This is a genomic window from Mucilaginibacter sp. (assembly GCF_028288225.1).
In the GTDB taxonomy this organism is placed as follows: Bacteria; Bacteroidota; Bacteroidia; order Sphingobacteriales; family Sphingobacteriaceae; genus Mucilaginibacter.
This window is the reverse complement of the sequence record NZ_JAQBOC010000032.1, coordinates 1-13,437: the sequence shown is the minus strand read 5'-3', so window position 1 is coordinate 13,437 and position 13,437 is coordinate 1. Positions and strand designations below refer to the sequence as shown.

General features: G+C 39.0%; 14 protein-coding genes. 10 read left to right on the top strand and 4 right to left on the bottom strand.

Going from position 1 to position 13,437, the window contains the following annotated elements:
- Positions 1-479 (top strand): GlxA family transcriptional regulator (locus tag JWQ54_RS10040; protein WP_299583934.1); only part of this gene is annotated, 479 nt, incomplete at its 5' end.
- Positions 480-971: 492 nt separating this feature from the next.
- Here the strand turns inward: JWQ54_RS10040 and JWQ54_RS10035 are convergent.
- On the bottom strand, positions 972-1,262 hold the full coding sequence (locus JWQ54_RS10035; RefSeq protein WP_299583931.1) for a helix-turn-helix transcriptional regulator: 291 nt from the start codon (positions 1,260-1,262) through the stop codon (positions 972-974).
- A gap of 261 nt (positions 1,263-1,523) precedes the next feature.
- Here JWQ54_RS10035 and JWQ54_RS10030 point away from each other — a divergent pair, with 261 nt between their 5' ends.
- The 3 genes from JWQ54_RS10030 (at position 1,524) to JWQ54_RS10020 (ending at position 3,298) form a co-directional block, all read left to right on the top strand.
- Positions 1,524-2,132: a TetR/AcrR family transcriptional regulator gene (locus tag JWQ54_RS10030; RefSeq protein WP_299583928.1), complete on the top strand. Its 609-nt coding sequence runs from the start codon at positions 1,524-1,526 to the stop codon at positions 2,130-2,132.
- Positions 2,133-2,215: 83 nt separating this feature from the next.
- Complete coding sequence (locus JWQ54_RS10025) at positions 2,216-2,620, top strand: nuclear transport factor 2 family protein (protein ID WP_299583925.1); 405 nt, start codon at positions 2,216-2,218, stop codon at positions 2,618-2,620.
- A 159-nt stretch (positions 2,621-2,779) separates the two neighbouring features.
- A complete protein-coding gene (locus tag JWQ54_RS10020) occupies positions 2,780-3,298 on the top strand; it encodes a flavodoxin (protein ID WP_299583922.1) in 519 nt (172 codons plus the stop codon).
- Positions 3,299-3,601: 303 nt separating this feature from the next.
- Here the strand turns inward: JWQ54_RS10020 and JWQ54_RS10015 are convergent, their stop codons facing one another.
- Positions 3,602-4,762 (bottom strand): hypothetical protein, encoded by a 1,161-nt coding sequence (locus tag JWQ54_RS10015; protein ID WP_299583919.1) that lies wholly within the window; start codon positions 4,760-4,762, stop codon positions 3,602-3,604.
- 1,131 nt (positions 4,763-5,893) lie between these two features.
- On the opposite strand from JWQ54_RS10015, the gene JWQ54_RS10010 reads away from it, so the two are divergent.
- From JWQ54_RS10010 to JWQ54_RS09985, 6 genes are all read left to right on the top strand, one after another.
- On the top strand, positions 5,894-6,901 hold the full coding sequence (locus tag JWQ54_RS10010) for a DUF262 domain-containing protein (RefSeq protein WP_299583916.1): 1,008 nt from the start codon (positions 5,894-5,896) through the stop codon (positions 6,899-6,901).
- Positions 6,902-7,065: 164 nt separating this feature from the next.
- Entirely contained in the window at positions 7,066-7,200 is a 135-nt protein-coding gene (locus JWQ54_RS10005; protein ID WP_299583913.1) for a hypothetical protein, read from the top strand.
- A 2-nt stretch (positions 7,201-7,202) separates the two neighbouring features.
- Positions 7,203-7,724 (top strand): hypothetical protein, encoded by a 522-nt coding sequence (locus tag JWQ54_RS10000; RefSeq protein ID WP_299583910.1) that lies wholly within the window; start codon positions 7,203-7,205, stop codon positions 7,722-7,724.
- Between the two features lie 78 nt (positions 7,725-7,802).
- Complete coding sequence (locus JWQ54_RS09995) at positions 7,803-7,961, top strand: hypothetical protein (protein WP_299583907.1); 159 nt, start codon at positions 7,803-7,805, stop codon at positions 7,959-7,961.
- Positions 7,962-7,964: 3 nt separating this feature from the next.
- Entirely contained in the window at positions 7,965-8,240 is a 276-nt protein-coding gene (locus JWQ54_RS09990) for a hypothetical protein (protein WP_299583904.1), read from the top strand.
- 249 nt (positions 8,241-8,489) lie between these two features.
- Positions 8,490-8,885, top strand: coding sequence for a hypothetical protein (locus tag JWQ54_RS09985; protein ID WP_299583901.1), 396 nt, complete (start codon positions 8,490-8,492; stop codon positions 8,883-8,885).
- 403 nt (positions 8,886-9,288) lie between these two features.
- Here JWQ54_RS09985 and JWQ54_RS09980 read toward each other — a convergent pair whose 3' ends face one another.
- Both JWQ54_RS09980 and JWQ54_RS09975 read right to left on the bottom strand, forming a co-directional pair.
- Positions 9,289-9,945: a hypothetical protein gene (locus tag JWQ54_RS09980; protein ID WP_299583898.1), complete on the bottom strand. Its 657-nt coding sequence runs from the start codon at positions 9,943-9,945 to the stop codon at positions 9,289-9,291.
- 79 nt (positions 9,946-10,024) lie between these two features.
- A complete protein-coding gene (locus JWQ54_RS09975) occupies positions 10,025-13,228 on the bottom strand; it encodes a thioester reductase domain-containing protein (protein ID WP_299583895.1) in 3,204 nt (1,067 codons plus the stop codon).
- Positions 13,229-13,437: the final 209 nt, after the last annotated feature.

Genomic DNA, 13,437 nt, shown 5'->3' with positions numbered 1-13,437 from the left:
CAGGGATTGATCTGGCGCTCGCACTTATTGAAGACGACTGCGGCCACGATATTTCACTTAAAGTAGCCCAACGAATGGTGCTCTATCTCCGCAGGCCGGGTAACCAATCCCAATTTAGCAATTTGCTACTGCAACAGGTTTCAAGCAAAAAACCAATTCAGGAAATACAACAATGGATTCTTGCCAATTTAAAAGGGAATCTCAACGTCGAGGTACTCGCAGAAAAGGTATCAATGAGCCCCAGGAACTTCGCCCGGGTTTTTTTAACTGAAACGGGAATTAGCCCTGCAAAATACGTAGAAAATGCCCGCTTGGAATCGTCGAAAAGATACCTTGAGGAATCGGCGTTATCCCTGGATGAGATTTCCCAAAAATGCGGCTTCGTAAGTGCCGATACGATGCGTAAAGTATTTCTAAGGAAGATGGGAATAACTCCTTCCCAGTACAGGAATGTGTTTGGTAACAGCAATTTTAAATGATTTATTAGAAGATCCAAACCATCTGCTTAGCGCCGTCATAACAATTTTTTCAGATCCTTTGAGCCCCAATCTTGTATGAAATTACAAAGCTTTTTCAAAATGAATTTATTCCAATATCAATAATTGTTTCTCAGAATTTAATTCGGTTTTTTCTTCGGATATCAGAACCATTCGTGCTTTACGTCATCTGTGGTCTTTTCTTAAATAATAGTCTTTGGTGTTGGTCTCAGGGTATAAATGCATACTTGTTGATTCACTTATGCGCAAATCAAATACAGTTTTGTCCAGATTGGTACAACGTATAAGGGAGTCGTTTTTGATTGAAGAACTAAAGATTTTGAAATTAAGCTAAGAATGATGTTGTTTTCTAAAACAGTTGCTTAATTGATAGTCACACCGGGAACCGTCAGGAATTGGACGATAAGCCTTTCGGGAGGCTAAAAAAGTTTATCCCAACGTTGTCTTTTGGGAGGAACGGTGACACCCGTCATTTTATTTTTTACTGAAATCACTTAAATAGGAAGCATAGTCACCAAAGACTTCCTTATTAATTTTATAGCGTGCATGGCGGCCATCCTTTTCTGCGTGCAGCAGATCGGCATCAACCAGCTGATTGATATGATGTGAAATAGTTGACTGGGCCAAATTGAACATTTGTGTAATCGCCTGGCATTGTAGCCAATCCTTTTCTTCCTTAACGGCCTGCATGATCTTAATACGGTAAGGATCTCCCAGGGCCTTGGATATCTTCTCTATTTGTTTATTATCTATGCTCTTATTCATATATGCAAAATTATCGATTTTATATGGAATTCCGCAAGGTGAATATAAGTCCAATCTCATTTTTTATTAAGCAAAAAAGACAATTAGCAATGGGGGGTTTTATATTATATTGGTTTACAGATTTTTAAATATGAATGTGTCTGTTTTTTTAACACTTGTATCTTCTTGTTTTGGCGATTTGACTCCGGGGGCTTTGTGAAAGGTGTAAGATTTTTTTAAAATGAGACTTTTTGGTCTTATATTTGGGATGTATTATGTATCATGGGAAAAGCAGAACGAACCAAACAATTTATAATTGAAAAAGCGGCACCTATATTCAATTCCAAGGGAATTTCCGGAACGACCATCGATGATATTTTAAAGGCCACCAAGATGGCGAAAGGTGGTCTCTACAGAAATTTTGAAAATAAAAATGCAATAACCACGGCGAGCGTGGATTATCTGTTTGGAAAACTCGCTGACGAAGTGTTGGCCATTACTTCGAGAGAGCATACAGCAATTAAGAAGATCGAGGCTTTTTTTGAACTTTATAAAAATCCGCTTGCGCCGTTTATTGAAGGAGGCTGCCCAATGTTGAATTTTGGGGTAGATACGGACGATACTGATCCCTTAATTAAAGGGAAAGTGAAAAAGATAATAGAACTGTCGCAGAGCCTTTTTACCACAATCTTACAGCAAGGCGTCGCCAATGGTGAATTATCAAACGAGCTGGACCCCGATAATTTTAGTTTGAAAATGCTGGTGATGCTGGAGGGGGCCATGATGGTGTCACGGGTACTTGGAAGCAATCAACCAATGCACCAGGTTATTTCCATGTTGCAGTCCGAATTGAATGGATTCGACCTGAATAACAAAACCAGATTTCAGTAGAATATTTTTTTTGCCGAAAATCGGACCAAAAAGTCTCAAAAGTGAACGGTTTAAATAATTACAATCCAATAAATTAAAATAACATGCAACAGACAATTGAAGAAAAGAACAAAGCATTAGTGCTTGAAGCGTTCAACGCCGCATTCAATGCGCGTGACGACAGCGCCTACGAACGTTACTGGTCACCGGATTACATCCAGCACAGCGCGCACATTCCTCCCGGCCGTGATGGTTTGCGCGGACTAATAGCCCAGTGCCCGCCGGATATGAAATACGAATCTGCTTTGATTATGGCGGAAAATGATTATGTAATGGTACATGGCCGCTTCACAAACATCGGGCAACCAAAAGGATGGGTCACTTTAGATATTGTGCGCGTCGAAAATGGATTACTGGCGGAGCACTGGGATGTTATCCAGGACGAAGCGTCGGAAGCGGAATCAATTAGCGGCCTGCCTATGTTCGGTGACAAGTTCAGCGAAGTTTAAAGTCAATTTGAAGCTTCCAACGATTGCTTAACAATCGGATTTTACTATTTATTTGTTTAAAGAGTTATTGGCCCCGGCTTTACCGGGGCCTTTACATTTGCTGACTGCCGGTGATTTTGTTAGTTCTAAAACACCTGGCGCTGCTTCCCGGACTTTACTATGCGGATTCTGATCGTTTATCTATCACGGACGGGAAATACAAAGGCCATAGCTGAGATTATACACAACTATGTCGGCGGAAAGTTAGTGGTTCTTGAGTTACAAACACCGTATCCAGAAAATTACCGCCAAACAGTACAACAGGTTGTGCACGAAAATGAAACTGGCTTTTTACCACCCTTGAAAACCAAAGTCGACAGTATTGGGCAATACGATGTGGTGTTTGTCGGCTTTCCAACCTGGGATATGCAAATGCCGCCACCTATAAAGACTTTTCTTCATGAGTATAATTTCGCCGGCAAGACGATAATTCCTTTTAATACTAACGCAGGATATGGGGTTGGGAGTAGTTTTGAAACTGTGAAGGAACTATGTCCTAACAGCCAAATATTAGCGGGATTTTCAACCAAAGGGGGAATAGAAAGAGATGGAATTTTATTTGTAATTAAAGGAGAAAAGGAAAAGCAAGTGCGTGATGAAGTGGAAAGGTGGTTGAAAAAGATCACATTTCTGAGATAAATTTAAAGGGGTAAATATTCAGGCTGATTCAAAGCGTGTATTCGTTTGATTTATACCCTGCTTGCAGATCATTTGATCCGAGAATTAAGAATTTAAATCTCAAGTAAGATGAACCAGATAGAATTATAATCTGAAAAAATTGAGTAGTTTAGGGTACTACTCAACTTTTTCTTGCGGAGATCAAGGGAACCGGTTAGAACACCTTTCTGCGATTTTGGCAATAATCAAAGAGATTTTTTTCAATGACAAGAAATTGTAAATCCTTTTCCGCCTATTCCAGCCATAAGAATGATTAGATGTTAATCACCTTTTTATATCTATGGAATTACGCATTTCCTCCATTTCCTTTTCAGAATAGCCGAGGAGTGCTACACACATTATTCCGGTTTTAATTGAAGTTCTATTTTCAACAACATACAAGAGTCTATTTGCGATAATTACTGCAATTTTTGGATGTTGAGGATTTCCGGTACCTTTTGCGACGTTTTTTGTTCCAGTATCGTCAAATGTCATGCACAGTTCTGTATACTCTCCCTCCCGGAGTTGGACTTTCTCGAATTTTACTTTGCTTATATTTTTTACAGAAGCAAATGGCAATGGAGAAATGGTATAAATCTCATCTGATTTCTCTTCGCGCATATCGATTCCCTTACCTTTTTCTGCAAGAAAATAAAAGCCGGTTGGCATATATGTCGTATCTATCGGTTTTTCGTGCCTGGCTTTAATTAATGTAAGTAATTTTGGCGGGGGGCCAGTGGTTGTGTCTGACGGTTTGCCGGCAGTTTCAGTTTGATTTTCTGTATTTGATTTTATCTCCGCGTAATTTGCGCGATTATATTGACCAACACATGTTAATAACACAAGCATAAAAACAATCGACAAAAAAGTTAACCGCTTTGTTTTGCTATTAACCTTGAAGATGCTGCTGATTTCCTGCTTCCAAAGGAAAATCAGGATGGGGATATCTAAGAAAATAATTAACAGAGAATAGGTTAAGAGGCCAATTCCATGCTCTACTGGCCAATATTCGTTAAAATAGAATAACAACGAAGGTTCAATTGTGAAAAGTTTTATGCCAAACAATGCTATCCACCCCCAACGCATACGTTTATAAAACATATAATACACAAAAGGCAGGCACAATAAATCCAAGTACGACAGCACGTATGTCATCCTATACAGATAGTCTTGACCATTAAGAATATGGTCAAACATTTTAATGTCGGTGTATAACAAATGTAAATACTCAAATACAGCTATAGCAAGTATTATATTCAACCATTTTTCATGGTTATAGCTACTAACTTTAAAGATATTTGCTAATAGCCCTTTCTTTGGGGTTGCCAACTCATCTTCCCTAAGAAGTCTTTCCGCATTATCTAAATCTGCTTGCGTTATCACCCTGGTTTTTAATGTTTCTGTAACGTCTATGACGACTCCATGTTGATATGATTTTGGACGCATTGTTATCTTCAACAGGTCGACGGTGGAGTAGTCTTTGTATTGGTCATGAAAGTTAATATACATATCCCCGAAGATACTATTCGTTGAAATTATATTACCGATGTGGCTGAAATAAATATGTAATGGCACCGCGTTTGCAAAGTCCTCGAAAAAAGAATGAGACTCGATTTTCGCTCTTCCAATTTTAAATCGGAAAGAGGTTTGTCAGGCATTTGTACTCCCCGATTAAAGGGTACTAAAATTCAGAATGCCTTACTTTCGTGAAGCTTTCAGTGAGCATTATGAGATTTAGAACACCAAATGATCTACTGTACCTATTTTAAACAACAAAACCCTATGATAATAGGGTTTTGTTGTTTTGCGGAGAGGGAGGGATTCGAACCAACCCAAGTTTGGTGCTGTAAATCAGTTATTTACGATGTTTTCTCTTTTCATTGCCATGATTTTGCCATGAACTTGAAAACACCGTAAAATTACACCTATACCGCCCTCCAGTTTATATCATCAGATACCAAAGGCCCGAGTCTAAATAAACCCCAAGCTCCCTATAACTGTAAATCGTTTTCTAAGTACAAAGATAAGAAAAACACAATTGCGAACAAAATAACTTATGCCGATTCAGTAGGAGGAACACGCAATAGGTCGAACTTTTGCTGCTGATATACAGGCTATTGTAGATGCAAAAGACTTGCTTGGTGAAAATTCAACAGATATTGATAGATTTTAGCAATTGTAAATCTTTTTCTTAGGCACCAAGGCGGAAAATATCGATCCATTGACTACCCCTGTTCTGAGAACACGTACATGTAATTCCGTTACACTTTGATCATAATAACTTATTGATTGCTAATTATATTAAAACTTATACTCTACATAACCCGGCGGTCTATTTCGCACGGAATCTCATGGTCAATGATCCCATAATATCCATTTTACACGGATAGAAAAGTTTTTAAACGAGTAATAAAATGATACAATAAACTCGATGGAAATTTTAAATCAATTTGTTAGAGCAAAATTCGGACGGTGGGATTCATTTGCCTGAAAAATTTCCTAATATTGGGAGTTGATTTAGCCTTTGAAAACTTTATTTGGCAAAGGAAATCAGCAAAAACTTAACCTTAAACATTAATGGTTAATCGCGTTTATTACGGCCAATATTCACTGCGTCACTGGCTGGATTTAATACTAAAAGAAAATATAGTTCTCCCTGACTACCAACGGTACTTTGTTTGGAACGAAAATAAAGTAAAAACCTTAATCGACACTTTCAAAAAAAAGCAGTTCGTCCCACCGATTACGATTGGCGCCTTTAAAAATGACCAAAAGAATGAAAATTTAATCCTTGATGGCCAGCAAAGGTTAACCAGTATTTTGTTAGCGTATTTAGGTTTGTATCCTGATAAGCAACATTTCAACAATACCGTTGAAAGGCTGGCAAACGAAAATGATGATGAAGCAGAAGAGGACGAGCAATTGGACGAGATACTGGCATGGGATTTCAGCACGCTGACGAAAAAAGGTAATACGAAAATTGAAATAATCAGTAAGATAATAGCAGGTAATTATAAGGCGGTTGACTTCGAAATTAGCGAGGATTTTTTGAAGAAGACATTCTTGGGCTTTTCGTACTTAGTCCCCCATACTGAAGACCAGCCAGAACAGCAGAAATATTATTCTTCGGTATTCAGAAATATCAATATTCAGGGAGAATCGTTATTGCCCCAAGAAAGTAGAGCTTCTTTGTATTTCCTGAATAAAAATTTGGTCCCATTTTTTGATCCCGGGTTTATGAAAGATTTTGTAATCAAAAACTTCAATACGCTTACTAAAGCCGATTTTGTAAGATTCTTGGCATTGCTATCTCAGTATGCCAAAGATGGGAACAGCGGTAGAGTTGCAAGAGGGTACAAACCTAAAATGGAGAAATACCATGAAGAGCTCATTTACTCAATGGTTGGCGAAAATCCGTCCCCGCTATTTAAAGAAATAGCTGCCATTTTTCCTAACAGCGATTACGCACCGCGTTTCGAACGTTTAAGGCTTGCCATTGAATCTTTGGTTATTCCAAAACAATTCAATTCTATTATTGAAATGGATTATGTATCTATCCGGATTGATTTACCTTATAGTTTTTGAAAATAAATTCATAGATAATGCGAGGAGGGATGAGTTAAAAGCAGAAATTGACGCAAAAGTAGCGCAGTTTAGGCGGGATGAGGGGCACAAGAAAGCGCCAAGCGCATTAAAGTATTTGAAAGAGCGGATAGATTCGTCTGTGGTCATTTATAGAAAGTATGTCCATGAACAAGCATAAAGATTTTATCCTTACGCCTATATCCGGAATTTTAAAAGACGTTGTGGCGGCAAATATCGGAATTAGAGACGGCATCGAAACATATCCTTTGAGCGAATATATTTTACAATCTGTTTTTTAGAGATGACCGGCTTTCAGGAGCAAAAGATGAAATGTATTTGTTGGGAACTTGCGACGGATGATTATGAATATCGATACAAAAGGTTCAGTCAAAAGCCTCTTGGCGAATGCTCTTCCTATGACGAGAAAAAGATTATTTATAAAGATTTACTTGAACTGATTAAGAAGTATAAGCCCGATTTTGATGTGGCTGTAGAACTGGATCGAAACGTGATTGCTAGTGGTACACTTTCAGATATCAAATCGCTTTTTTCAGGCTCAAACGTTTCCACCTGGGCACAAAACAGCTTTCTTGATTTTACTACAGACAGAACAGTCATTGTAGCAAATCAGTTTGCAGCCAAGGATAATCTTCTTGAAAATATACCACAAGACAAATACGCACTTTTGTATGCTCACAGAAATCGATCTGCTCATAATACATTATCCTATCAGGAAAATTTGCCAACGCTAAAAATGCTTTTCAAATCCAATTCAAAGGATGACAATTACTTTGTAAGGTTTACGCTTTTTGGTATTGATTGATAAAATCTTTATTGCTTTGTATCATCAATATAACACGATTTTAGAAGAAAGTTAATTGACTTAATAACCTACGGGTACATGGAAGATATTGTATTTGAAGTTTTCAAAGCGGCCTTGCCGGCGTTTTTTATGCGGGAGATAAAAAACATTACTGACAACGTAAGTGAACGCAATCTGTGCCAAAGACTTGCATCTTATCTTGAAAGGCAGCTGGAGCAAACCGAATTGGCGCATTAGCACGTGGATAATGAGTACAATCGCAAGCAAGAGGGCCAAGTGAAAACAATCATCGATGATAACGAGGTTGTTGTAACGATAACTTGCGATCTACTTATTCACAGTCGCGGCGAAGTGATCGACCACGACAATTTACTGGCTTTAGAAATGAAAAAATCGACCGCTCCTGAAGCGGACAAATTATCCGATAAACAAAGATTATGCGCTTTGACTGCTATTCCATACGAGCGCGCAAAGGGGTGGGGCGGTCCTGCATCCGGAACACGTTTGTGGTTATAAGGTTGGCGTTTACATGGAAATTGACCGGGCACAACGAGCCTGTTATTATGAACGATATCGACATGGCGAATTGTTCAGTAGCTGGAAAGAGTCGTTTTAACACTGATACGCGCAGTAACAAATAAATGGTTTTAAAATATCATTTTGTTGTATAGAAAACATACGGGGTGCTTTCTGCGGTTTGCGAATTGTCCTTTAACCTGATAAACTTCGTTGGCCTTTAAGCGCCAGAGCCAAACCTGGCTTACCATGTGTCCTAAGGCGCCGGTTGCTCAGGAGCTCCTCCGATTATCAAACCGGATTACTCATTTAAAGACCTATGAGCAAAGCAATCAATGGCTGGCAGATCTTTACCATTGGCATGAACGAAGCAAAGTTTATATTAATGAAAAGGCGTTTAACCCTAATACCGGGGGATTTTGGTACCGGCATAAAATGCTGCATCAAACAACCAGTCTGATCATTAAAGCCATACCTAATATGTTCCATTACCTGGATGATCCACAGATACCTTACACAACCGATCGGCTCGAATCATTCTTTGGCCATCTGAAGGAAAAGCTAGAGATACACCGCGGACTTCGGCCACAGGCAAAGCGCAACTTCATCAAATGGTATTTACACTTTAAGAATAATGGCAAGTGAGTTTTCTTAGCCATAAGAGGACACAACCAATAATAAAGCCGGAAGCGAAACTTCCGGCTTTGATTTTAGCCCTGTAAATCGTATTGCTGACAAGTTGCCTTCCGGCAGCGCCTGTTTCCTCTTCTGATTTACGTGGCCTATTAATGTTTTTATTCGAAATTCCTACCAACCATTTTTGACCACATTACCAAAAAAACTTGAATAAAAAATGACATTAGAAAAAAGGAGTTTTTGATAAGTCCTTGATTTAACTGTCAAAGTAAAGACATAATCTGATAATTTCTCTGCGTACAAACGAATCCATAGAGGATTGCCAAATGTCAACCAATGAAACATTCTTGCAAAAATGCTTGGCAGCATGTCGCAGGCCGACAAATGATGTAATAATCCCGGGTATTCATAATCATACAAATAATTTTTCAAATAGAAACAGTGCTATTGCTCCTATCAAGGGTACACGAAAATTATCATCAAGTGGTCTTTTTGGTATTTCAGCCATAGTTGCAACAAGCACTGCAATCGCGCCCGCTTTAAAAACTACACCGGGAAATAGCAACATTACAATCAAGCCTGTGCAAAGAAATGCAACAGACCCTTCAATTGTTTTTTTGCTCTTTATCCAATGGTTTTTCCCTATCCATTTACCAACTAAAGCTGCCATTGCATCCGCAATCAAAAACATTGCAAAACATGATACTGCTATATGAAGAGGAAATAAAATACTTATTACTGTGAAAGACCAGCAAGCCCAAGTTGAACTAATTATTTGCATTTTCGACATCGAAGTTTTCAATTCTTCGGATCGTAATAAGAATTTAAAGTTCATTTTTACGAAATTATCGAAAGTTCTCGATCGGACTCTCTGAAGTTCGAACAAAATCAACATAAGGGAGGTCGGGACAAGTAACATTAATAATCCTGATTTATCCAACAAGGGATAAATCAGGATTATATTGAAATAAGCTATAAAATGCACTGATTTTCGTAACAATTCTGATTTAATTGATAGATCATCACTGATCGCTTTATTTTTTATATCCACAAGTATTTTTTTTAACATTTTATCGTTTTCATTTTATAACGTTTGAAAGTGGTATATCTAGAAATTGTATGTCTTGTTTCAACACATTGATTTACCTTTAACTAAATTCTATTAATTTTTGCTTGGAAAGGTAATGCATAAGTAAATGCACCATTTCTGTTAATGTTGGACAAGGTTTATAGTCGCCGAGTTTTTGCAATGCTTTTTGATACTCTATATTGCTGTAACGCTTTAACTTCATTTCTTCAATTTCATTAGCTGATCTATTGAAAAAGTCTAGCAATGGATAAACAGGGTCATTAATCGAACAGTGACGGTTTAGCTGGTCGATGAAGCCTGGGATGTCATAGTACTTGAAGTTTATACCAAATTCGTGAGTAATAGTTCGAGTAAGGTCTGTCATGCTGTAGTATCGATCGGCCGTTACATTAAGTGTTTTCGGGCTGGCTTTACAAGATTGAGAAATGCGTACAATATTGTGTGCTACAACATCAGCTGGTATAATACTTATTTGGTTTGGTGTATCTACAGCAATACCATACCGTATCATAAAAGCCAACATACGTACTGCTACATCGTTATTATCTCCAGTGCCATTTGTAGAAACTGAGATTAAAGAAGGTCTGTAAATACTAACTTTTAGTCCTAACGAGCGTGCTTTTAAAGCAAGCTGCTCGCTCACCCACTTACTCTGAGCGTAACCAAAGTCGAGCGCCTGCATCTCATTGTTGTAATCGTTCTCAAAAAGCATCTTCTTTTTGGTCCAACCATAAATGAAGGTGCTTGAAATAAGATGTAAAGACGCTTTACTTGCAATTGCAAGCTGCAGTGCCGCACGAGTTCCTTCAACATTAGTATCCTTCATTTCATTATAAGTTTTCACATAGTTTACAAGGGCACCGTTGTGGTATATGGTTTGGACGCGATGAGATAGAGTTTTCCATTTAGTGTGAGTAAGTCCCCATAAAGGAAGCGCTAAGTCTCCACATATAACTTGAACCCGATCTAAAAGTGACTGCTGAAGTGAAGGCGTTAGCAATTGCGAGAACTCCAGAGATGACCGGATTCTGTTTAATGCTTCTTTTGGTGTTTTCGCACGCACTAAAACTACTAAGTTCGCATTCGTGTAGATTAGCAACTGGCTGAGCAGGAAGGGTCCTAAAAACCCAGTTGCACCTGTTAACACAATCTCGCTTCCAGTTGATTCTGAAGGATAAGTACTTGAGGATTCTTGCAAGTGTAGATGACTATCGCTGCGCATCTGTTCGAGCACAGCGTTATTGTTTGAATTTCGTAATTTTGAAATGGCATCGAGAGAAGCTTTCTCACCTTCCGGCAAATTAAGAAATAAAGGCTCAAGAGCTGAAATTAGATCATTTAATGAAACTTGCTGAAGCAAGACCCCGTCTAAGGCATCGGCAATTTGTCCTGCCTCGAGATTCCGCAACATTTTTTCGATTTCTATTAGTAGTCCGGTCAGCGATATAGAATCAATACCATGATCTGCCAAATTAATATCATCATTGGATATCCCAAATCGAGAGTATATTTGGTGCAACTGTTCTCGCCAATCTTCACTGTGTTTCCAGCCCATTTCGGTTGCAGAGCTTTCTTTAAAATAGCTGGCTAGGATTTTTATATCTCCTGCCATAAGCAATGCCTTGCTGCGACCTCGAGATTTTTTTCCAGAAGTAGTCATTGCCACTGACTTCCGTGAAGCTATATATATTGCATTTGGCTCAAGTGAGCACTTGCTTCGTATTGCTGTTATAATAGCTAAAGGGTCAGGTATGTTTTTAGAGTTAGCTGCCTCTACTAAGATAACTACACGACCATCATCAAATTGTAAAGCACATGTTTCGCTTATCTCATCTGAATACCTGCAGTTTTCTACAGCAGACTCGATATCATCTGGATAGTAGTTGACTCCATTGACAATTATTAAATCCTTGATTCGTCCACATACATAAAGAGAGCCTTTGTGGATAAAGCCTAAATCGCCTGTATGCAAATAGCGTTCGTCTCCCTCCTCGTGTTTTATAGATTTTAAGGTAAATACGCTTTCCGTCAGTTTTTCATTGTTCCAATAGCCACGCGTTACACTTGCTCCTGCTACTCGAATTTCACCAATTTCCAGGAGTTTTCTAGGGTTACCATTTTCTGGATTACATATTAATAGCTTCACACCCTTTGCCGGAACACCACAATTAGCAAATTCGATAGTATCATTACGTGTATTAGGGCCAGCAATCCTAATCACGTCAGTCCCGAGAAATTGCCGATCTACAATAATTGAGCCAAGTCCACCGTGTGTAACGGTAAGTGTGTTTTCTGCAAGTCCATATGCTACTGTACAAGCATTCTTTTGCAAACCGTAGGGCGCAAAGCGATTGTAAAACCTCTCGAACGAACGTGGACTAACTGGCTCGGATGCATTCATTAAGACTCGCACCTGCGAAAGATCAACACCCTCAAGTTCCTCATCCCTAATTTTGCCTTCACGCAAACAATATTCATAACCAAAATTCGGAGAAGATGAATAGGTTGCACCTACCTCCGACATGATTCTTATCCACTCAGCAGGACGTCGTAGAAAATCTGAGGGAGCGAGGCCAAAGTTTGTACCGCCCATAATGATCGGAAAAAGATAATACCCGATTAACCCCATATCATGGTACTGAGGGAGCCACGATACACCAACAGGAACATGGTCCAGGGTTGCCTTCGCATTTGCCACAACATTTGAATGACTTACTATTACCCCACGAGGTTTGCCAGTTGACCCTGAAGTATATTGTAGGAAAAATACCTCAGACTCATTGCCCTTTAATGGAGAGAGGGGCGGACCTGCAATGCTCTCCGTATCCAATATGTACAATTTTTGCGAGGGATTCTTACTACTAAACTCTGAATCGAGTAATCGCTTATACCTTTGAATGAGCGCGCCAGAAGAGAGAAGCGCTTTAGCATTGCAGTCATTTTTGATAGTCAGGAATCGGTAAAACGCAGAATTATTATCACTCAGTGATGCCGGCACTGGAACACCAATAAGGCCAGCACGAGCACATGCAATTAGAGCAGCAATGCATTCCAGACCCGGAGAATATGATAGTAAAACCCGCTCACCTTTTCCCAGACCTGTAACTTCCTTCAGGAACGCTCCTAATATTAATGTTCTTTCGTTAAACGACCTATATGTATGTCGTTCTATTGTGTATCCCCATGCATTCCGAAATTCGAACAACAGTTTTTCGGGCTGTCTTGTCGCCCAGTGCTCTAAATAACCTACTACCGATCTCATTAACTCTTTTTTTATAGCCATCCGCCAATGAGAGCAGAGAAGGCACACTAAAATTAGTCTTCCTCTCACCAGACCAATAAATTTTTTACCTCAAGAGCCTTCTGTAAGCACTATCCTTTATGTTTAGGATTATCAGGGAGTTTTGGTAACTGCGGCTCTTTCACTGGTTCGGGCTTGTCACAAGGCATGTAGCTACATGCTGGTTCTGG